The following is a 19,124-nucleotide window of genomic DNA, read 5'->3' on the forward strand; positions in this document are numbered from 1 at the left end:
TGGCGGTATCATTGGTCGCTGAGCTCAACTATGCCCTCGAGTACACGCCGCGCGCGCTTTTCCCATGTGTACTCCGTCTCCAGAAGGTCGCGGCCCGCTGAACCGATCCGCACGCGCAATTCTGTATCGGCTGCCAAACGCCTCAGCGCAGTCGCGTAGGCCGCAGTATCTCCCGGAGGGCATAGCAGCGCAGTCTCGCCGTCGCTCACCACTTCGCGCAGCACGGGAAGATCGGAAGTGACTACAGGACGTTCGGCAGCCATATATTCGAAGAGCTTTAGCGGCGACATCCAGCGACCGATATCGCCACCACCAACGTGGGAAACTTGTGCGGCATAGGGAGCGATCAGCACATCGCACGCAGCCATTTTCGCCGCCACCTCGGCATGCGGGATATGCCCGTGCAAGGTCAGATTAATCTGCTCTGAACATGTCCCACGCCAGCGCGCGATGTCCTCCCCGGTGCCGCCATAGACCTCAAAATAGATTTCCGGCAAAAGCGGTGCAAGCGCTGCAATCGTCTCCATCCCCTTCCCTGGGTAGAGATGCCCAAAATAGCCCACCTTCAGTGACCCGCCGTGCGATTCCGCAGGTCCCGGTCGCGGCCCGGCGACGGCCCCGTCATGGGCCACCACGATATCACAGCCGTGGTGGGGAGGACCGTATTCCGCCAATAGATCATCGGCCAGCGCCTGTGAGATCGTGACAATGCGGCGCAGGTGGTTCTCTTGCAGCAGTCGGCGTAGCGCGGCCTGCGCTTTAGTCCCAGGAGCAGGCAGACTGTGGAGTTCAAGCACGATCTGCGCCCTGTAGTGAAGTCCTGACAGTGCAAGAAGCGGCGAGCGCGTGAAAAGGAGGTCAGGGCGCGTTCGCCAAAGGAATAGCCTTGTGATGCTCAGCATGAGACGATTGCGAAGGCGTCTTGAGGGCCACGGTAGGGTTATCGTTTTATAACCCTGTCCACGCTGCAAACGAGCGCCGATGGCGGTTAGGACCACGGTATGCCCCGCCTGGACGAAGGACTCGCACATCCGGTCGATCTGAATCGCATTCGCATCGCGCGACGCCGGTCGACACAGGCTCGGAAAAACAATTCTGAGCGTCATTCTGTCAGGGCTTCTTGAGCAGGCCGACATAGCGCGAACCCGCCGACCCACTTCCTTCCGAATGGATCACCACTGGCGGTACTTCGACCTCTACCGCGAAATCCCGGAAGGCCGTGTTGTCGGTGATGTCGTCGGACATGAGAACTCCACCGGAGCGGACTCGCGGCCACAAGGCCCGATAGGAAGCTGCCCGCCCAAGATACGATTTGTCGCTGTCGTAATGAATGAAATCAATCTGCGACAGGGAACGTAATATTTTTCGCAGGCCGGTGTAATCCGGTTCGCGCACGAGCGTCCAACTATCCCACATTTCCTTTGGAACGACGGCTCCAGTCAGCCCGGTGTCCCGCAACATCGGGTTTGGCATGTCCACACTGTAGAGGTGCCCAGATCGGGGTCCAATAGAGGCTAGGATCGCAAGTGACGACCAGCCATAGGCCACGCCGGTTTCTACGACGGTCGTTGCCCGCAACGCTTCGCATATACGGAAGATCAGGTTTATGCCCCCGCCACCACCGAGAGTTTCCGCACTGGTGCGCTCGATTTCCATGGCGCGCGCCACAAGATTTTGATGGGCTGTAGCCATGTCGGCCGCTATCGGAAGACCGAGCCTTGAAAGCGCATCAGCTTCACTGATCGCGATGTCTTGCGCCCATGCCGTTGCGGCCTCGCGCCCTTGCCCCATGGGCGCGGGAAGCATCCTTCCTGCTATGTTCTGCTTGGTCCGGCGCCAAAAATCAGGCCAGAAGCGTGGCCTTGCCGCAAGCCAGAGCGCGACCTGCGCTTTGGACGGTTTTAAAAGGGCCGGCTTTTGCGGCATTGGTCTACTCCAGTGATCCAGAAAAATACGCCACGGTCCGCTCCAGCCCCTCTTCGAGAGCCACGGTAGGATCCCAGCCTAGCTCGAGACGCGCTAGCCCGATGTCTGGGCAGCGTTGCATGGGATCGTCTTGAGGCAGCGGCTTGAAGGCTAGCGTCGACCGCGACCCGGTCAAAGCGATCACCTTCTCGGCCAGATCCCGGATCGTGAACTCCCTTGGGTTGCCAAGGTTCACCGGCCCGGTGAAACCCTCCGCGCTGTCCATCAACGCCAGGAACCCGTCGATCAGGTCGTCGACATAGCAAAATGACCGCGTCTGACTGCCATCGCCATATATCGTGATGTCTTCGCCACGGAGCGCCTGAACGATGAAATTCGACACCACGCGTCCGTCATTGGCATGCATGCGCGGCCCGTAGGTGTTGAAAATCCGCGCAACCTTGATGTCGAGGCCCAGTTGATTGTGGTAGTCAAAAAACAACGTCTCGGCGCAGCGCTTACCCTCGTCATAGCATGATCGTGGGCCGATCGGGTTGACGTTGCCCCAGTAATCCTCGCGCTGTGGGTGCACCGATGGATCGCCATAAACCTCGGAAGTCGACGCCTGAAATATCCGACAGCCAAGCCGCTTGGCCAGCCCGAGCATGTTTATTGCACCGTGGACCGAAGTCTTGGTCGTCTGGATCGGGTCATGCTGGTAGTGCACAGGCGCCGCGGGACAAGCGAGGTTAAAGATCTCATCTACCTCGACGTAAAGCGGAAAGGTCACATCATGACGCATGAACTCGAACTGAGGATGGTTGTGCAGGTGATAGAGGTTCTCCTTGGTGCCGGTGAAGAGATTGTCCAAGCACAGAACCTCATCTCCGCGCTCCAGCAGCCGATCGATCAGGTGCGAGCCCAGAAACCCCGCGCCTCCAGTCACGAGAACTCTCTTACGGGTGTTGTAGAGGCGTTTCATTCAAATCGGCCTTTCCAAAAAGTTCGCGTCAATACCGAATACCCCAAGCGAACCTGATACCCCTGCATGAGAAGACCAACAAGGAGCTTCTTCCACGTAGCCATCTCGCGCTTCCATGTCATGTCTGTCTCTATCTTTTTTACAGGCTTGTCGCGCATCCTGTTGCCGCCTACTCCATTGAAGCCGTCTGTATTTGGGCGCAACATGCCATCTTGGAATGTAGTTTCGCAAAAGTCGGAAATTTTTCTGACCGTTCCATCAAGATCGCCAGTCATATCTTCGTAACGCAAAGTCATCCAGGGAACATCTGAAAAGCGCCGCTTGACTGATCTGGCACGCCGATCAAGCCGCTCGATTTGACGAAATCCACGCCATAACGATTTATATTTCCTTTCATATGAATGAACAATGGCCCTGGCGTCACGAACAAGATAAATTACCCGAATGTTTATTTTTTTTTCTTTTAGAAGAACCTCCAATCGTCGCGGTTGCTTCGAAGCATCAACAATAACCGAAACACCTGCTGTCTTTGCGATGCTGAAATAAGCATTATAATTTTGCCTTGCCCATTCATCTTCCGAGAAGCTTGAGGTTTTTCTCGGAGATGCGAAGGGAACCGACCAGAAGCTCTCACCGTGATCTCTCTGATACCTCTCAGCGACACGAGACCAAAACTCATTCTCTCTGAGATCTTGTTCGCCAGCGTATCCGTTTGTACGAGCGTTTAGCCCAACGATTTCGCTAACCGATACCACATCCGAATGCTGATCTAACGCAAGGCTGAGCAGCGTTGACCCACAATGTCCGGCACCGATCAGATACACGATCTTAGGACCTATGGCCTCTTTGCCGCTTCCCGCTCTTGGTTTCGTGATTCGTTCCATGGGTATAGACTTGGCTTTCAAAGTGGATCGCGCAGTATCGCTTCACAATCGCCTTTGGACTCAATGCCCGAGTCCTTCCATCGATCTGGTTTCTTGCTTGAAAAATAGGAAAGATAACGAACTTTACCTCCCTTCGGCCCAGCTGCCTCGCGAAGCACAGTCAAACCAGACTCCTTGTGCAGTCGACGCATAGCATATGGCGATGGGCGCCAAAAATCACCATCCTCTGGCCCATGTAGATGCTGCATAAACGGCACAATGACCAGCATCGCGTCGCGGGACATCGACCCCATCGTACGAAACGCCTGATGAATATCGAAGATATGTTCAAGCGTAGTATGATTGAATACCAGATCATAACGATCAAGCAGATCATCCGGTGCTGCACTCTGGAGGTCCACTACGTGGTCTGCGCGCACGCCTGCACCGCGCCAGCCCTCGAAATTCGTGGTTTCATAGGAGTCCGCAGAAGAGAAGTAATCCCGATAGTGTCGTCCCTCCTTGTCTTGATCTTCCCATGCACTGACGTTGACTACATCGCCGGTGACGTATGGCGCTATAAAGGCAATCTCGCTATTCGACCAAACCCGAGCAGCGCGGGCAGGTGGTAAGCTTGATGTCCCGCGTACATATCGCACCATCCGTTTTCCAAGTACCATGATTTTGTTCTCCACTATTATCCGCAAATGATGAAAAGAGTAATTTACGGCCCATGTGGCCTGATGAACTTGGCGGGTACACCACCATAAACCCCCGGAACTTCAATTGATCGCGTTACAACAGATCCTGCTCCAATTATTGTGTTGGCGGCAATCACTACACCGTCCAGAATCCTAACGCCGGAACCTATCCAAACGTTATCGCCGATCACAATACCAGATCTAGCCAAGTCAGTATGGCTCATCTGGCCTTCTTGATAGATATAACGATGGTTGGCGGGAATTATTGTAGTGTGTGCTGCAATGCGCACATTACTCCCAACCTCTAGCCCACCATGACCATAGATCATACAATAAGGATTAATGGAACAATTGTCACCAAAAACAACCGATCCGTGAGGATGGGGCGCAATAATTGCGCCATTCAGAATCTTGCAGTTTTTACCAAAAACAATTTTCGAGTTCTTTGACTTAAAAACTTTCGCTCCCCACGAAAATTTAGAGCCAGATCCCAGCTGAACTCCTCTTAACCGTGCTTTTATGTTTCCGGGTAGCTTTGTCATGTCTCCCAGATATATTCTGAGACTTCCAAAATAGCTTTTCATTCAACTTGCCTTATAGTACGGTTAGGCCATTGTGATTTGGCAATTCGTATCGCCACAACTTGAACTGCGTGGTGTCGACGTGTAATGAACAACCCAGCACTATAAACCGCCGCAAATGTTGCCGCCGCTGCCAATGCGGACAGCGTTGGCATTTCGTCAAGTCCTTTTTGGACGCCATAGGCTAACGCCCACGCCAAGTTACCCGCAATCAGGAAGGGCGACGCGGTCTTGCCATAGGCACGCCATTGCGATCCGGAAAAATTAAGGGCTGTCGTCGTCATCGACACAAAGTGGATGACCAACGCGCCAAATACCCCCCATGCAACGCCGGGGAGTCCCCACCGTGACCCGATCAAAGCCCCTGCCGCGACAAGAACTGCGTAAGCCAAGTTGCGCAACGCTAGGCTGTAAACGGCTCCCTCCGACAGAATGAACGTGCCTGACACTTTGTAACCCAGTCGGAAGTACATGCCCAAGGCGAGGATTTCCAGAACGGGCACGGCGGCATCCCATTTCGGGCCCAAAATGACCCAGACGATTTCTTCCGCCAGCAGCCACATCAAGGCCATGATTGGCAGGATCAGGAACGCGGCGAAGGCATGCGCCATCAGGAACATGCTATCCCGCCCATGGCCTTGGCCTTCTCGACGCTTCTTCGAGAAGCCGCTGAACAAGGTCTCCCGAAAAACCGATCCGATCAGCTTGTTCGAGATCTCCATGAGGCTGTAGGCCCGACCATAGAAGCCGAGCGCAGCTGGCCCCATCACGGACGTTATGACGAGGTTGTCCACGCGTTGTGCCGTGTTCGACATGAGCTGGGCCAGGAAAACCCCACCACCAAAGCGAAGCATTGGCTTGATTTCAGACATGGTCATCGAGTGGTTTGGCCATACAGGCATCCGCCAAAATACCAGCACGGCGCGCATCAATGTTTGTGCTAAAGTCCCAAGAATAAGGGCCCAAAACCCGAAGCCGAGCGCAGCCAAGGCAACAGCCACTCCGCCATAACCGATTGCCTGACTGGAGATCTCTGTCTGGGCGAGAAACTTGAAGTCCATGTCCCGTGACAAGAGGCTCGCCGATGGGTTGATCGCTGCGGATAGCATAAAACTGGCCAGCAGGATTGGCATGATCTGAACTAGCTCAGGAACGTTGATAGCATCGCCGATCGGACCTGCAAATGAAAATAGGATGACGCTGATCAACAGAGCTACCGTAAGCATCAGCGTCTGGGCCGTCCCGACGATCCGCGGCGTGAGCGCTTCTGCCTGAATGAGATAAGCGCCGATGCCAAAACGAACCACGACCTGAGACAAGGTCAGGATCACTTGTGAAGCTGCGACGACCCCAAAATCCTGTGGTGTCAGGAGGCGAGCGAGGATCATGACGATCCCTAGCGTTATCACCTGGTTGCCCAGTTTTCCGGCAAACACCCAAAGTGCGGCACGCATCATCATGAGGTTGGGGATACTCGGGGTTGGTTGCAAACATCAAATGAACCGGTTCCGTTTACCTCCGGCAACTGCTCGCAAGCATTCCCACGAGTATAAAGATTAGTCACAGCCTCAAATCGCTTTCATCGCGCGCAAACACGCTTTTGAGATCGCAGAAGACATGGTCGGGGCATCCGTGGTGCCGCAAGCCGGCATAGCCAACCTCCCGATAGCTGTCATGCGCGACCGCGAGAAGAACACCGTCGTATGCCCCCGTTTCCGGGGTCTCGACGAGCTCCAGCCCGTATTCCGCCCGCGCCTCCTCCGCATCGACCCAAGGGTCGTGCACATCGACAAGTACACCGTAATCGCTCAGTTCTGCGACAACATCGACCACGCGGGTATTGCGCAGATCCGGGCAGTTTTCCTTGAACGCGAGACCAAGGACCAGAATGCGCCCACCGCTGACGGCAATGCCGCGTTTGAGCATCGCCTTGACCAACTGCCCGGCCACGTAGGCGCCCATGCCGTCATTGATGCGCCGCCCCGACAGGATGACCTGCGGGTGGTATCCCGTCGCCTCGGCTTTGTGGGTCAGGTAGTAGGGGTCGACGCCGATGCAGTGCCCGCCGACAAGCCCGGGGCGGAACGGCAGGAAATTCCACTTGGTGCCAGCGGCCTTCAAGACCGCCTCGGTATCAATATCCATGCGGTTGAAGATCATCGCCAGTTCGTTGACGAGCGCGATGTTGAGGTCGCGCTGCGTGTTCTCGATCACTTTTGCGGCTTCGGCCACACGGATCGAGGGCGCCTTGTGGGTGCCGGCGGTGATGATCGCGCCGTAGAGCGCATCGACGGCGTCGGCGATCTCCGGGGTCGAGCCGGACGTCACCTTGCAGATATCGGGCAGGCGGTGCGCCTTGTCACCGGGGTTGATCCGCTCGGGCGAGTAGCCGCAGAAGAAGTCCTCGTTGAAGCGCAGACCCGAGACGCGCTCGAGCACCGGCACGCAGTCTTCCTCGGTGGCACCAGGATATACCGTGCTTTCATAGATTACGACATCACCTGCCTTTAGCACCGCGCCCGCGGTTTCGGACGCCTTGAGAAGCGGCGTGAGATCGGGGCGCTTGTGCGCATCAATGGGCGTGGGCACGGTCACGATGTAGATGCTGGCGGCACGCAGCGCGGCCGGGTCATCGGTGAATGTCAGGTGCTCAGCCGCTGCCAGCTCCTCGGGCGTAACCTCGCGCGTGCCGTCGTGGCCTTTGCGCAGCTCAGCGATGCGCGCGGGTTTGATGTCGAAGCCAATGACAGGGCGGCGTTTGCCAAACTCGACGGCGAGCGGGAGCCCGACATAGCCCAGGCCGATAACGGCGATGGTCTTGTTTTCAAAATCGTTCATCATGAAACGCCTGGAACCTGCCTACTTCTGGTAATAATCACGGTACCACGCGACAAAGCGCGCAATACCGTCGCGGAAATCCGTCTGTGGGCGATAGCCTGTCAGTGTATTCAACAGCTCTGCATTCGCCCAGGTCGCGGGCACATCGCCGGTCTGCATGCCCATGTAGTTCCGCTGGGCTTTCTGGCCGAGACAATCCTCGATCGCGTCCACGAAATCCAGCAGGCGCACCTTGTCGGAATTGCCGATGTTCACCACGCGGTAAGGCGCCACGGGCGACAGGCTGTCGCCCTCCGGCACCATGCCGTCTTTGGGGCGTTCGGGCACGGCGTCGATCAGCAGCCGGATCGCCCGGACCAGATCATCGACATAGGTGAAGTCGCGGTACATGTCGCCGTGGTTGTAGATGTCGATCGGACGGTCATCGAGGATCGCATCGACGAACTTGTAGAGCGCCAGATCCGGGCGACCCCAAGGACCATAGACGGTGAAAAACCGGAACATCGTGGTAGGAAGGTCGTAAAGATGCGCGTAGGAATGCGCCATGCTCTCATTGACCTTCTTCGTCGCGGCATAGATCGTCAGCTGCATGTCGGCCTTCTCGGTCTCGACAAAGGGCATCTCGGTATTGGCGCCGTAGACCGAGCTGGTCGAGGCCATCAGCAGGTGCTTCACCTCAAGCCGCCGTGCGGCCTCCATCACGTTGAAGGTCCCGATGACATTGGCGTCGAGATAGGCGCGCGGGTTTTCCAAGCTGTAGCGCACGCCCGCCTGGGCGGCGAGATGGATGATGATATCCGGCAGAAAGGCATCAACGGCGCTGTCGAGCGCCGTCTGATCCTCGAGCATTGCCTCGACGGCGGAAAATCCACCGTGCTGTTGCAGCATCGTGTGGCGCTGGCGTTTGAGCGTCACGTCGTAATAGTCGGTCATGCCATCGAAACCAGCGACCTCCCAGCCGTTCAGGAGCAGGTGCTCGGCCAGATGAAACCCGATGAAACCGGCCGTGCCGGTGACGAAGGCGCGCCTCATTGTGCGGCCTCCGCGCTTTCGGCGGGCCTTGCCGTCCCGGCGCGCCCCACAGTTTCCACGGCTGTGAAACCCGCTGCCAGCGCATCGGCGGGGTCATAGATGTTGCGCAGATCGGCCATGCTGGGTGTCGCCATGGACGTGGCAAGTCGCTTGAGATCGAGCGCGCGAAACGCGTTCCATTCGGTCAGGATGACCAGACAGTCGGCGCCTTCAACCGCGGCGTAGGGATCGTCCATCCAGGTCACGCCGGGAAGCAGGGCTTCGCCCTCGCGCTGCCCATGCGGATCGACGACGCAAACCTGCGCGCCGCCGCCCACCAGCGCGGGCACGATCGTCAGGGAGGGCGCCTCGCGCATGTCGTCGGTCTCGGGTTTGAAGGTCACGCCCAAGACCGCGATCTTGCAACCATTCACCGATCCGCCGCAAAGGTTCATGACCTTGTCGATCATGCGGCGCTTGGTCATGTCGTTGACCGCAATCACGGTTTCCGTGATGCGCTGCGGCACACCGTATTCCTGACCGGTCCTGGCAAGCGCCGAGGTGTCCTTGGGAAAACACGACCCGCCATAGCCCGGCCCGGCATGCAGGAACTTGTTGCCGATGCGGCCATCGAGCCCCATGCCGCGCGCGACCTCCTTGACGTCGGCGCCCACGCGCTCGCACAGCGCCGCGACCTCATTGATGAAGCTGATCTTCGTGGCCAGAAAGGCATTGGCCGCGTATTTGACCATCTCGGCCGTCTCAAGGTCCGTGTAGACGACGGGAAAATCACGCAAGTAGAGCGGGCGGTAGATGTCGCTCATCACATTGCGGGCGCGGTCGCTCTCGACGCCAACGATCACCCGGTCGGGCTTCATGAAATCGTCGATCGCGGCCCCCTCGCGCAAGAACTCGGGGTTGGAGGCCACGTCAAAGTCGGCCTCGGGGTTTGCCTCCCGGACTACTTGGGCCACCTTGCGGTTGGTGCCCACCGGCACTGTGGATTTAGTCACAACGACCGCATAACCTGTGAGCGCCTGCGCGACCTCTGAGGCCGCCGCCATCACATGCGTCAGGTCGGCATGGCCGTCGCCCCGCCGCGTCGGCGTGCCCACGGCGATAAACACCGCATCGGCCCCGTCGACGGCGCGGGCCAGATCGGTGGTAAAATACAGCCGCCCGGCCGCCACGTTGCGCGCCAGAACGGCCTCGAGACCCGGCTCGTAGATCGGCACTTCGCCTTGGGTCAGACGCGCGACCTTGTCAGACGCTTTGTCGACGCAGATCACGTCATGTCCGAAATCGGAAAAGCAGACCCCGGAGACAAGACCGACATAGCCGGTGCCAATCATTGCTATTTTCAAAATAAATACCTCGGTTCGGTAATTGTGAGCGACATCTGATCGACGCGGAGAAGCATTTTATTGCTCAACACCTTTTGCCTTCAGCTCGGCGAGCTCGGCCTCGGACAGATCAGACCCTACCTCTTCGATCTCAGCCTTGATCACCTCATATTCGGCCATCTTGCGCACGAGGAACCGCTTGGTCAGATCGGCCTTCGCGGAGATCCCTCTTTGCGTCAACACATAAGCATAGCGCCGCTTGTCTTCGGCGGCCGTGAAATTGCCCAGTTTGACCATGCCCTTTTCCAGGAGCGCATTGAGGACATAGTGAATGCCACCATTGCTGACCCCGACGGCCTTGGCCAATTGACGTTGGGTCAAATCGGGATTGTCTTTCAACAGGCGCAGGATTCGGAACTGCACGTCTTCGCGCAGCTTGTCACGCTGGGTGGTCATGGTTTCGGGGCTTTCGCGCAGGCTACCGCACAAGGACTGCCCGCGGGCCTCCTCGGGGTGAATTGTTTCGCAATGTGAAGCATAATCGACATGATTGCTCAGTGTTGAGCGATACACGTGCCCGGGCCATCAAGCAACAGGAAATGTCAGCGGTGGGGGAGGTTGGTGGCGCGATCTTCGTCCGCTCGGACGACGGGTCATGCCTGCACGATGCAGCTACGCATCGTAGGTGAATAGCTACTGCACAAATCACGCCAAGACAACCGTAAAATGCTGCGCCTGCAAAACCCGCCAGGCGGCGGCACCGCAGAGCCCATTAGGAGGCCGATCCAGACGCCCCGGCGGGCCCGCTGCAGCAGGCCCGTCTACTCCGCCGCCAGCCCGCCCGATGCCTCGTCCTGCGGTGCCGTCGGCTCCGCGGCCGCATCCGGCTCATCGGTCCCATGGCGCGCCTGCTGCTCCATCGCCTCTTCCATTCTGGCGGTGTTGATGACCAGCTCGAACTGCTCGAGGAATTCCGGCGTATTGCGATCAAGCCACGACCTGACTGCCTCATTGGCCACAAGCTTGGTCAGATAGCCCTTCGCGACGACCAGGTTGAGCAGTTCCGAGCCATAACTCTTCTCGGCATCCTTGTACATTTCCTGGACCTGGGTCATTTCGCGTTCGAGCTTGACGATCTGTTCCAGTGGATCGCCCTTGGACTCTTCCGGCTTGGGCGGCGGTAATGCTGTTCGCGGTAATCATCAACTCCACCGCCTCGACCTGCCGGGTGGCCTTCATCTTGCGCAGGTGCCGAGTCACATCCGGCGTGAACTGATGGCCGTTCAGCAACTCCCTGGCGCGCGGGCAGATGCCATGCAGCAGGTTGATCCGGCTATTGATGGTCGAGAGGCTCACACTGAAGGCGCGTGCCAGCCGGTCCTTGCTGACGCCCTTGTCGATGGCACGGCGCAGCATGTAATGCTCCTGCATGATCGAGAGCCGATTGATCCGCTGGTTGTAGGTGTAGGTCTCGAAGTCCCGGGCGATGAGGCAGGGCGCCACATCATGGCCCAGTTCCTTGAGCGCCAGCACGCGTAGATTGCCTTCAAGCAGCAGGAAGCCTACGGCGTCCGGATCGGGCTTGATCACGGAGAACGGCTCGATCAGCCCGATCTCGCGGATCAAGGAGACGATCTGCTTGAACATGCGCGTGGTCATCACCCCATCGGCGGCCTTTTTCGAGGGCATCAGCTCGTCGATCGGAATCTGGTAGGTCTCCAGATCAAAGCCCAGCGTCAGGTTCAGCGGCGCCGTGGGGTAGTCGGGTGCTCCGTCCGCCTCGACGTCGGGCGGCGGGAAGGCGCCAGGGTAGATCGGTGCAATGGCGTTCGTGTCAGTCATGTCAGGCTCCTTGGTCAGCGGTTTCAATGCAGTCGGCGAGGTATTTGGGCAGCGTGTCGAGCCCTTCGGCGCGCAGGAGCGTGACGAAGTTCTCATCGGCGTAGTGCGATTTCAGGCCCTCGACCACCAGCAGAAGCAGCTGATGCGCGTGCTCGGCCTTCAGCACCATCTTGTGCTGTCGGGCGACCTCCTTCTGGTAGGTCTTGACCAGCGAATGCGCCGAGTTCGACAGCTTGGGCCGCGAGGTGGCTTTCGGGCCCTTTTCGCGGCGCTTTTCCACGAGGCGCTTGGCGTCGGTCAGCTCGTGGCCCTTGAGGTGGCCGGTCTTGTAGGCTTCCTCCAACATCTCGCCGAGATCGTCGTCATCGTTCTTGGCGCGCGCGATCTCCAGCGCGGCCGTGAGCGGGATAGTGTTGTTCTGGACCGCCTCGATCAGCCGTTCCTCGCCCTTCTCCAGCAGGAAGACGATGTCGCGCACGTATTTCTGCGACAGCCCGGTGCGCTGAACGATGTCCTCGATGGTGTAATCGCGCGCCAGCAGAAGTGCGATGTCGGCCAGGGTCTCCAGCGGGCGATGGCCGCGCCGGGCGATGTTGTCGGCCAGCGACATGATGAAGGCGTCCTCATCGCTCACAGAGACCACCAGCGCCGGGATATAGGTCTCGCCCAGCAGGCGGAAGGCATTGAGCCGCCCCTGGCCAAAGACCAGCAGATAGGCGGACGCGCTGTCGGCGCCTTCGCGCTCGCTCACGGTGATCGGTTTTTTCAGGCCGATGCTGCGGATGTTTTCAACGATCTCCTCGAAGACCTTCACGTTGCGGTCGCTCGAGTTGAGCACCTCGATCCTCTCGATTGGCACCATCACCACGCTGTCGGGTGTGTCAGGACTCATCGGCCGGCCTCCTTGTCTTGATGGTATTCATGGTTCGTTCACCTCGCTGGTTGCGTTGATTTCGCGCCCCCCATCACAGAAGGATCCCCACGCGCTCGGCCATGCTGTAGAAAAAGCCGAGATCCTCGAAGCGGAAGGCCTCGAAGGCGATGGAGGTGCGGTTGCATAGGCGGATTTCCTGCCGGGGCAGATCGACCCAGGGCAGCAGGTAATAGTCGAGCTCGCCCGCGTTCATCGGATCGAGCCGCACCGCCAGTGTGACATCCTCGTGATAGCGCATCGGGTCGAACCGGATGCGCCAGCGCAGCCGCCCGTCGCCCATGGGCTGACAGCGCGCCAGAACCAAGCTGACGATTAGCTCGTCATTGATGTGAGCAGATCCGTCTTCGGGTCGCGCTGCACATGGCCACCCACATCGGCAATCGCCGCCGCGGTGCGTTCAATGATTTCCGGGTGCAGGGCGCGCAGACGTTTGTTGAGCGCGATGCGCTCATGATCGTGGTCCGTGCGATAGCCGATCATCTCGTAGGCCCGCGACAGTGAGCCGAAGCGGGATCGGTAAGTTGCGGCAGACGGCATGTCATCGGCCTGATCAATCAGAACCTCGGAGAGCTGGCCCGCGTCCGCGTAGAGACGCTTGAGGTGGTCCAGCAGCTCCTCGTCCGAAAGACGGGCCGAGCGCGCGGTGATGATCTCCTGCGCGGTCATGAAAAACTCGAGCGGCACGATCCCGTCGAAAGCGCCTTCCTTACGCACCCACATGTCCGGCGGGTTGTCGACATGCAGCTTTTTCAGCTTGAAGGAGCTGCGGTTGTAAACGTTGTTGCCGATGTATTTCTCATTGGTCAGGACGGTGCGCACCGTGCTGGGTGTCCAGGACCGGTCGAGATCTGTCGCCACGCCGCTCTCGTTCAGCCGGTCGGCGATCTCGCGGAAGGACAGGTCCTCTTCGATCAGCCAGCGGTACATCTTGTTCACCCAGGCCACCTCTTCGTCGGGCCCGGGCATCAGGATGACGCGGTCGGTCTGCAGCGACTTGTGGTCGCCGCGCTTCAGCTCGCCCTTGATCTCGCCGCGCTCGTCTACCAGCACGCGGCGCAACCCGAAGCCGGCGGTGCCGCCTTGGCGGTAGCCCATCTCGATCAGACGGCACTGGCCGGCAATGACCTTGACCGACAGCTCGCGGCTGTATTCGCCGGCCATGGCGCGCTTGACGCCCTTGACGATGGTGGAGACGGGCGAGCCGTCATTCTCGAACTCCTCGGCGCAATAGGCGACCTGAATCCCGGCGCGCTTGCAGATGTATCCGTAATAGGCGGACTCATCGGCATCCTAAAACCGCCCCCAACGGCTGACGTCATAGAACAGGATAGTGTTGAACTCGGCGGTCCCGGATTCGTCGTCGGCGATCAGCTGCTTGAGAGAGGCGCGGCCCCGATCGAAAGCCCGCTCTTGCCGTCGTCGGCGTAGGTCTTGATGATCTCGATGCCGCGCTGTTCGGCATAATCCTCGATGATCTTGGCCTGGTTCCGGGTGGAATACTGCTGGTGCTCGGTCGACAAGCGCACATATTGCGCCGCCCGAAACTCTGCCTGTTGCGCCCCGCTGCCGTCCAACTCGGTCTCTGATGCCCGAAATTGCGTCAGGGGACGTTTGCGTGGGTGGCAGGGTTTATCAAGTCGAGAGTGGGAATTCCTGCAGGATATCAATGCGCTAAGGGGAGATCGCCGCGCCGTGTTCATCAAAGCGTCACATCAGTTCGGCAAACCCGGCTTGCAAGTGCTCGAATTTGAGCGATACATGGGGGCAACGACAGAAGGGGGAGCAATGACGGGACACGAGCGCGGTACAAGCTGGTTTCTGGCGCAGTTGAAACCGAACTGCGCCAGAATTGCGGACAAGCACCTCACACGGCAGGGCTTCCGGACCTTACTGCCGCTCGAAGAGGAAACGCGGCAGCGCAATGGCAAGTTCGTCACCGCCGATCGGCCGCTGTTTCCGGGCTACATATTCGTCGCCTTCGATGCGGCTCGCGGCCTCTGGCGGCAGGTCAACTCGACCTACGGCATCACGCGGCTGGTCAGCTTCGGCAGGGAACCGACGGCGGTCCCGCTTGATCTGGTCTCACAAATCATGCTGCGCTGCGACGCCGACGGAAAGCTGCTGCCCCCGAAGGTGCTCAAGCCCGGCGATCAGGTTGCGCTGACCAAGGGCCCCTTCGCCAACTTCGTGGCCGAGGTCGAAAAGATCGCGCCGGACCGCCGCGTCTGGGTGTTGATGGAGATCATGGGCGGGCAGAAACGGGTGGCCCTAGGGGCCGACCAGTTGCGGACGATTTAATGCGGGCAGCGATGGCGCGGGTATTGGAAGGGCCGAAGTCATGACGCATGTTTTGGTGACAGGCGGCGCGGGGTATATCTGCTCGCACGCCTGCAAGCTCCTGGCGCACCAAGGGTATGTGCCGGTGACCTTCGACAGCCTCGTGACCGGCTGGGTGCGTGCCGTGAAGTTCGGCCCCTTCGTGGAGGGCGATCTGCTGGACCGTGATGCGCTGGATGCCGCCTTCGCAGAATACGAACCTGTCGCCGTGATGCATTTCGCGGCCCTGAGGCAGGTGGGCGAGGCGACGCGAGAGCCCGGGCGCTACTGGCGCAACAACGTGCAGGGCTCGCTCAACCTGGTTGAGGCCATGGTGGAGGCGGGCTGCAGGCACATGGTGTTCTCCTCGACCTGCGCGACCTACGGGGATCAGGATGGCGTTGTCCTCGACGAGCAGAGCCAGCAGCTGCCGCTGAATGCATATGGCGGCTCCAAGCGGGCCGTCGAAGACATCCTGCGCAACTTTATTGCCAGCCATGGTCTCGAAGCGGTGGTGTTTCGATATTTCAACGTTGCGGGCGCGGACGTTGAAGCCGAGATCGGTGAATGGCACCAGCCCGAAACCCACTTGATACCCGTCATGATCGAAGCCGCCGCCGGCGCGCGCGTTGCCCTGACGATGCACAGCACGGATTCTCCCACGCCCGATGGCACCTGTGTGCGCGACTATGTCCATGCGATGGATCACGCTGCCGCACACGCCAAAGGCCTGGAATGGCTGCTCGAAGGCAAAGGGAGCCGGGTGTTCAACCTAGGAACAGGGACGGGATTCTCGGTGAAGGAGATCATTGCCGAATGCAATGCTGCCACCGGGCATGACGTCCCGCACAGCTTTGGCCCCAGACGGGCCGGAGACTGTGCTGCCCTGGTCTCTGGCAGCCGCCGGGCGGCCGAAGAGCTCGATTGGCGCCCCGAGCGCTCAACGCTGCCGCACATGATCGCCGATGCCTGGCGCTTGTACCGAGTCGGTGGGTATTCCGGATAGCCTAGCGCTGGCACTACCTTAGACTTTCACAGACGAAACACCCTTTAGAAAGATCCCCATATGCCCCCCATTCGCAAAGCTGTTTTCCCTGTCGCCGGTTTCGGCACCCGATTTTTGCCCGCCACCAAGGCCATGCCGAAGGAGTTGCTGCCCATCGTCGACAAGCCGCTCATTCAATACGCCGTCGACGAGGCAATTGCCGCGGGCATCGATACGCTGATCTTCGTGACCGGGCGCAACAAGCGCGCGATCGAGGACCATTTCGACAGCAATCCGGAACTCGAAGCCGCCTTGCGCGCCAAGGGCAAAACCGAGCAGGCGGACATGGTTCACAGCATCCTGCCGCAGGGCGTGGAATGCATCTTTGTCCGCCAGCCCGTGCAGCTTGGTCTTGGCCACGCCGTTCTCTGCGCCGAACGTGCGGTCGGCAATGATCCCTTCGCGGTGCTGCTGGCCGATGACTTTCTGACCTACGATGGTGCGGGTGTGACCGCTGATCTGGTCAAAGCCTACGAGGCGGCCGGTCAAATACAGCTTTCTGTCATGGAGGTGAACGGACCGGACATCTCCAAATATGGTGTGGTCCAACCAGCCAATCGAGCTGGCAGCGTCGAAGGCCTGGTCGAAAAGCCCCACTTCGAGGACGCGCCGTCCAACCTCGCGTCGATCGGGCGCTACGTTCTGACAGCGGATATTTTCGAGACGTTGCGCGACCAGGGCCCGGGCGCGGGAGGGGAAATTCAACTTGCTGACGCCATCAACACACAAGCGGCCGCAGGTCACGTCGAGGCCGTGACGCTCCGCGGCCAGCGGTTTGACTGCGGCTCGGTCAAGGGATACCTTGACGCGATCACGCATGTGGCGCAGCGCGATGGTTTTGTTTGAGCGGGCGGGGTATTGCTGACCGGCGTGACGGTGAAATAGCGGCGGCCGGTCAGCGCCCGGTCAGGCAATAGGCAAGCTGCCCGACATGCTCGCGGATCGCGGTATTCAGCACAGACAGGCTTCCCATGAGGTTCGCCGCGTCTGGGTCTTGATGGAGATCATGTGCGGGCAGGAACAGGTGGCCGTAGGGGCCGACCAGTTGCGGACGATTTAAGGCGGAAACGCCCGGACCTTCCGTGCTTACAAGGCTCTTGAAAATCTGTAACCCATGGGCTACACACTGTTATGTTGCGTAATCAGGCAAACAGACGCCTTCTCGACATGGCTGCGAGGCTTGCGAGACCAGCGCGCAAAGCAAAAGATCATCGGACGGCTGCAGCGCCTGAAGTTCGGGCATTTCGGCGACGCTGAACCAATAGGGCGCGCTGTCAGTGAGCTTCGTATCCACGAAGGGAAAGGCTATCGCGTCTAATTTCGCCATCAAGGGGATGTGCTCATCCTCCTGCTTTGTGGAGGGGACAAGAAGAGCCAGAAGAGAAACATCGCTCGGGCGCATCGCCTTTGGAAGGAGCCAGGAAATGACGCATGAAATTACAGATTTTGATCCGGCAGAGTATCTCGACAATGATGAAATGATCGCTGGATACCTTTCGGATGCACTGGAAACGCAAGATCCCGCATTTATCGCCGATGCAATTGGTGTTGTTGCGCGGGCGAAACGTGGCTGAGGACGCGGGAGTAAGCCGTGAGAGCCTGTATCGTGCTCTGAGTGCAAGCGGGAACCCCGAGTTCGGCACCGTTCTCAAGGTTTTGGCCTCGCTCAACATCAAGTTGATTGCACAGTCTGAGGGCGCGTAAACGCAGCATACGGTAGCGCCGGCGACGCTTACCGTGTCGACTGCGAGCATTAGGCTGAGGAGCATGGAAAATGATCTCGAGAGATCGCAAGCGCTGCCCGACGCATCCGGGTGAATTTCTGCGGGACGATATCTTGCCGAGCATGGAGTACAGCAAAACGCAGCTCGCCAAGATGCTTGGCATCTCTCGGCGGCATTTCGATGACATCGTAAATGAATAGAAGCCCGTCAGTGCACCAGTCGCGGCGAGACTGGGAACGCACTTCGGAAATGGATCATTGTTCGGGATCCGGATGCAAGGCGCATATGACGCATGGCATGCCGAACGGGAAATCGATGTCAGCCAGGTGCCAACGTTGAATGTGGCGTAGGGCAGGTCGAGCCTGTGACACTCCGCGGCCAGCAGTTTGTCGATTGGTACCGCGGCTGGAACGGAAGCGCGAGATGATGCGCCGTGGCTTGGAGCGATCTGGGCTTTAGCGACCGGCGAGCCGATACGCCAGTCGCCCGACCCACTCCTTGATTGCGATATTCAACACCTCGAGATTGCCAACAAGGCCCCAGCCAATACCTGCGCTGAAACGCCCTGTGCGAAAATCTACGGGGTGGGGCGTGATCGCGCCCCAACCGGCGGCCTCGAAGTTGGCAAGCGCGCGCCCCATGTGAAACTCGCTGGTAACCAGAATTCAGGTCTCACCCGGGGCAGGGCCGGCCACATCGTAGGAAAACCGGGCGTTCTCGGCCGTGTTCTGGGACTGCTCTTCCCAATTGGTCCGGTCTGGATCGATGCCCAGCGAAACGATGAAATCCACCGCCACGCTGTGAACGGTCGGGCGCCCGATCACCGTGTTGCGCAAGCGCCCACTGCCACCAGAAAACAGCAACCTGGCATCGGGATGCTCAATGGCCAACGTGTGAACAGGCGTGCAAAATTGACCCCGTAGCGGGGTAATCGGCGTCCAAAAGTGACCCCCCTGATATTTCTGTTTTGATGCTTCCTCAGATGCATGAGGGAGCGAGTTGGGGATGTTGGTTGTGGAGACGATTGCGAAGATCAGGC

At 59.0% G+C, this 19,124-nt stretch carries 23 protein-coding genes and 1 pseudogene; 5 read left to right on the forward strand and 19 right to left on the reverse strand.

Features of this window, described 5'->3' with window-relative positions:
• Positions 1 to 8 precede the first annotated feature (8 nt).
• The 17 genes from FLO80_RS19155 to FLO80_RS23425 form a co-directional block, all read right to left on the reverse strand.
• Complete coding sequence (locus tag FLO80_RS19155; protein WP_188078352.1) at positions 9 to 1,106, reverse strand: glycosyltransferase family 4 protein; 1,098 nt, start codon at positions 1,104 to 1,106, stop codon at positions 9 to 11.
• Positions 1,107 to 1,110: 4 nt separating this feature from the next.
• A complete protein-coding gene (locus tag FLO80_RS19160) occupies positions 1,111 to 1,926 on the reverse strand; it encodes a class I SAM-dependent methyltransferase (RefSeq protein ID WP_111369013.1) in 816 nt (271 codons plus the stop codon).
• 4 nt (positions 1,927 to 1,930) lie between these two features.
• Positions 1,931 to 2,887 (reverse strand): UDP-glucuronic acid decarboxylase family protein, encoded by a 957-nt coding sequence (locus FLO80_RS19165; RefSeq protein WP_111369016.1) that lies wholly within the window; start codon positions 2,885 to 2,887, stop codon positions 1,931 to 1,933.
• Positions 2,884 to 3,771: a sulfotransferase gene (locus FLO80_RS19170; protein WP_111369018.1), complete on the reverse strand. Its 888-nt coding sequence runs from the start codon at positions 3,769 to 3,771 to the stop codon at positions 2,884 to 2,886. The genes FLO80_RS19165 and FLO80_RS19170 overlap by 4 nt, the downstream gene beginning before the upstream one ends.
• Before the next feature lie 17 nt (positions 3,772 to 3,788).
• Entirely contained in the window at positions 3,789 to 4,430 is a 642-nt protein-coding gene (locus tag FLO80_RS19175; RefSeq protein WP_146611078.1) for a hypothetical protein, read from the reverse strand.
• Positions 4,431 to 4,474: 44 nt separating this feature from the next.
• Positions 4,475 to 5,035 (reverse strand): acyltransferase, encoded by a 561-nt coding sequence (locus FLO80_RS19180; protein ID WP_223145511.1) that lies wholly within the window; start codon positions 5,033 to 5,035, stop codon positions 4,475 to 4,477.
• Positions 5,032 to 6,486, reverse strand: coding sequence for a lipopolysaccharide biosynthesis protein (locus tag FLO80_RS19185; RefSeq protein ID WP_188078353.1), 1,455 nt, complete (start codon positions 6,484 to 6,486; stop codon positions 5,032 to 5,034). Before FLO80_RS19185 ends, FLO80_RS19180 begins: the two co-directional genes overlap by 4 nt.
• Before the next feature lie 106 nt (positions 6,487 to 6,592).
• Positions 6,593 to 7,870 (reverse strand): Vi polysaccharide biosynthesis UDP-N-acetylglucosamine C-6 dehydrogenase TviB, encoded by a 1,278-nt coding sequence (gene tviB / locus FLO80_RS19190; RefSeq protein ID WP_111369069.1) that lies wholly within the window; start codon positions 7,868 to 7,870, stop codon positions 6,593 to 6,595.
• Positions 7,871 to 7,891: 21 nt separating this feature from the next.
• Positions 7,892 to 8,902 (reverse strand): NAD-dependent epimerase/dehydratase family protein, encoded by a 1,011-nt coding sequence (locus FLO80_RS19195; protein WP_111369026.1) that lies wholly within the window; start codon positions 8,900 to 8,902, stop codon positions 7,892 to 7,894.
• Positions 8,899 to 10,245 (reverse strand): UDP-glucose dehydrogenase family protein, encoded by a 1,347-nt coding sequence (locus tag FLO80_RS19200; RefSeq protein ID WP_111369029.1) that lies wholly within the window; start codon positions 10,243 to 10,245, stop codon positions 8,899 to 8,901. Before FLO80_RS19200 ends, FLO80_RS19195 begins: the two co-directional genes overlap by 4 nt.
• A gap of 57 nt (positions 10,246 to 10,302) precedes the next feature.
• Complete coding sequence (locus FLO80_RS19205) at positions 10,303 to 10,797, reverse strand: MarR family EPS-associated transcriptional regulator (RefSeq protein WP_246156742.1); 495 nt, start codon at positions 10,795 to 10,797, stop codon at positions 10,303 to 10,305.
• 248 nt (positions 10,798 to 11,045) lie between these two features.
• On the reverse strand, positions 11,046 to 11,321 hold the full coding sequence (locus FLO80_RS23405; RefSeq protein ID WP_281287041.1) for a plasmid partitioning protein RepB C-terminal domain-containing protein: 276 nt from the start codon (positions 11,319 to 11,321) through the stop codon (positions 11,046 to 11,048).
• Positions 11,233 to 12,066, reverse strand: coding sequence for a ParB/RepB/Spo0J family partition protein (locus FLO80_RS23410; protein ID WP_223145513.1), 834 nt, complete (start codon positions 12,064 to 12,066; stop codon positions 11,233 to 11,235). Before FLO80_RS23410 ends, FLO80_RS23405 begins: the two co-directional genes overlap by 89 nt.
• 1 nt (position 12,067) lies before the next feature.
• Positions 12,068 to 12,958, reverse strand: a complete 891-nt coding sequence (locus tag FLO80_RS19215) for a ParB N-terminal domain-containing protein (RefSeq protein WP_111369034.1) — start codon at positions 12,956 to 12,958, stop codon at positions 12,068 to 12,070.
• Positions 12,959 to 13,031: 73 nt separating this feature from the next.
• Positions 13,032 to 13,304, reverse strand: coding sequence for a hypothetical protein (locus FLO80_RS23415; protein WP_281287043.1), 273 nt, complete (start codon positions 13,302 to 13,304; stop codon positions 13,032 to 13,034).
• Positions 13,305 to 13,312: 8 nt separating this feature from the next.
• On the reverse strand, positions 13,313 to 14,161 hold the full coding sequence (locus FLO80_RS23420; RefSeq protein ID WP_281287044.1) for a recombinase family protein: 849 nt from the start codon (positions 14,159 to 14,161) through the stop codon (positions 13,313 to 13,315).
• 206 nt (positions 14,162 to 14,367) lie between these two features.
• Positions 14,368 to 14,574, reverse strand: coding sequence for a recombinase family protein (locus FLO80_RS23425; RefSeq protein WP_281287045.1), 207 nt, complete (start codon positions 14,572 to 14,574; stop codon positions 14,368 to 14,370).
• Between the two features lie 118 nt (positions 14,575 to 14,692).
• On the opposite strand from FLO80_RS23425, the gene nusG reads away from it, so the two are divergent.
• The 5 genes and pseudogenes from nusG to FLO80_RS23545 all read left to right on the forward strand — a co-directional run bounded on the left by nusG (position 14,693) and on the right by FLO80_RS23545 (position 18,065).
• Positions 14,693 to 15,298: a transcription termination/antitermination protein NusG gene (nusG, locus tag FLO80_RS19225; protein ID WP_246156743.1), complete on the forward strand. Its 606-nt coding sequence runs from the start codon at positions 14,693 to 14,695 to the stop codon at positions 15,296 to 15,298.
• 40 nt (positions 15,299 to 15,338) lie between these two features.
• The gene (galE, locus tag FLO80_RS19230; protein ID WP_111369039.1) at positions 15,339 to 16,322 is read left to right on the forward strand and encodes a UDP-glucose 4-epimerase GalE; all 984 of its coding nucleotides are present in this window, start codon (positions 15,339 to 15,341) and stop codon (positions 16,320 to 16,322) included.
• A 60-nt stretch (positions 16,323 to 16,382) separates the two neighbouring features.
• Positions 16,383 to 17,207, forward strand: coding sequence for a UTP--glucose-1-phosphate uridylyltransferase GalU (gene galU / locus FLO80_RS19235; RefSeq protein ID WP_111369042.1), 825 nt, complete (start codon positions 16,383 to 16,385; stop codon positions 17,205 to 17,207).
• 268 nt (positions 17,208 to 17,475) lie between these two features.
• A complete protein-coding gene (locus FLO80_RS23270; protein ID WP_246156744.1) occupies positions 17,476 to 17,679 on the forward strand; it encodes a type II toxin-antitoxin system RelE/ParE family toxin in 204 nt (67 codons plus the stop codon).
• Between the two features lie 160 nt (positions 17,680 to 17,839).
• Positions 17,840 to 18,065, forward strand: a pseudogene (locus FLO80_RS23545) (addiction module antidote protein).
• A 475-nt stretch (positions 18,066 to 18,540) separates the two neighbouring features.
• On the opposite strand, the gene FLO80_RS24440 reads toward FLO80_RS23545, so the two are convergent.
• Together FLO80_RS24440 and FLO80_RS24445 are read right to left on the reverse strand one after the other, a co-directional pair.
• Entirely contained in the window at positions 18,541 to 18,750 is a 210-nt protein-coding gene (locus tag FLO80_RS24440) for a YdcF family protein (RefSeq protein ID WP_500676334.1), read from the reverse strand.
• Positions 18,751 to 19,124 (reverse strand): YdcF family protein (locus FLO80_RS24445; RefSeq protein WP_188078354.1); only part of this gene is annotated, 374 nt, incomplete at its 5' end.

The sequence above is a fragment of the Aquicoccus porphyridii genome (genome assembly GCF_008369105.1).
Classification (GTDB): Bacteria; Pseudomonadota; Alphaproteobacteria; order Rhodobacterales; family Rhodobacteraceae; genus Aquicoccus; species Aquicoccus porphyridii.

Bases quoted from the DNA above. Each gene is read 5' to 3' on its own strand.
- FLO80_RS19155 (WP_188078352.1), bottom strand. From the start codon at position 1,106: ATGACGCTCAGAATTGTTTTTCCGAGCCTGTGTCGACCGGCGTCGCGC.
- FLO80_RS19160 (WP_111369013.1), bottom strand. From the start codon at position 1,926: ATGCCGCAAAAGCCGGCCCTTTTAAAACCGTCCAAAGCGCAGGTCGCG.
- galU (WP_111369042.1), top strand. From the start codon at position 16,383: ATGCCCCCCATTCGCAAAGCTGTTTTCCCTGTCGCCGGTTTCGGCACC.
- FLO80_RS19215 (WP_111369034.1), bottom strand. From the start codon at position 12,958: ATGAGTCCTGACACACCCGACAGCGTGGTGATGGTGCCAATCGAGAGG.
- FLO80_RS23270 (WP_246156744.1), top strand. From the start codon at position 17,476: ATGGGCTACACACTGTTATGTTGCGTAATCAGGCAAACAGACGCCTTC.
- FLO80_RS23410 (WP_223145513.1), bottom strand. From the start codon at position 12,066: ATGACTGACACGAACGCCATTGCACCGATCTACCCTGGCGCCTTCCCG.
- tviB (WP_111369069.1), bottom strand. From the start codon at position 7,870: ATGAACGATTTTGAAAACAAGACCATCGCCGTTATCGGCCTGGGCTAT.
- FLO80_RS19195 (WP_111369026.1), bottom strand. From the start codon at position 8,902: ATGAGGCGCGCCTTCGTCACCGGCACGGCCGGTTTCATCGGGTTTCAT.
- FLO80_RS19180 (WP_223145511.1), bottom strand. From the start codon at position 5,035: ATGAAAAGCTATTTTGGAAGTCTCAGAATATATCTGGGAGACATGACA.
- FLO80_RS19165 (WP_111369016.1), bottom strand. From the start codon at position 2,887: ATGAAACGCCTCTACAACACCCGTAAGAGAGTTCTCGTGACTGGAGGC.
- FLO80_RS23420 (WP_281287044.1), bottom strand. From the start codon at position 14,161: ATGGCCGGCGAATACAGCCGCGAGCTGTCGGTCAAGGTCATTGCCGGC.
- FLO80_RS19175 (WP_146611078.1), bottom strand. From the start codon at position 4,430: ATGGTACTTGGAAAACGGATGGTGCGATATGTACGCGGGACATCAAGC.
- FLO80_RS23405 (WP_281287041.1), bottom strand. From the start codon at position 11,321: ATGTACAAGGATGCCGAGAAGAGTTATGGCTCGGAACTGCTCAACCTG.
- FLO80_RS19170 (WP_111369018.1), bottom strand. From the start codon at position 3,771: ATGGAACGAATCACGAAACCAAGAGCGGGAAGCGGCAAAGAGGCCATA.
- FLO80_RS19185 (WP_188078353.1), bottom strand. From the start codon at position 6,486: ATGCGTGCCGCACTTTGGGTGTTTGCCGGAAAACTGGGCAACCAGGTG.
- galE (WP_111369039.1), top strand. From the start codon at position 15,339: ATGACGCATGTTTTGGTGACAGGCGGCGCGGGGTATATCTGCTCGCAC.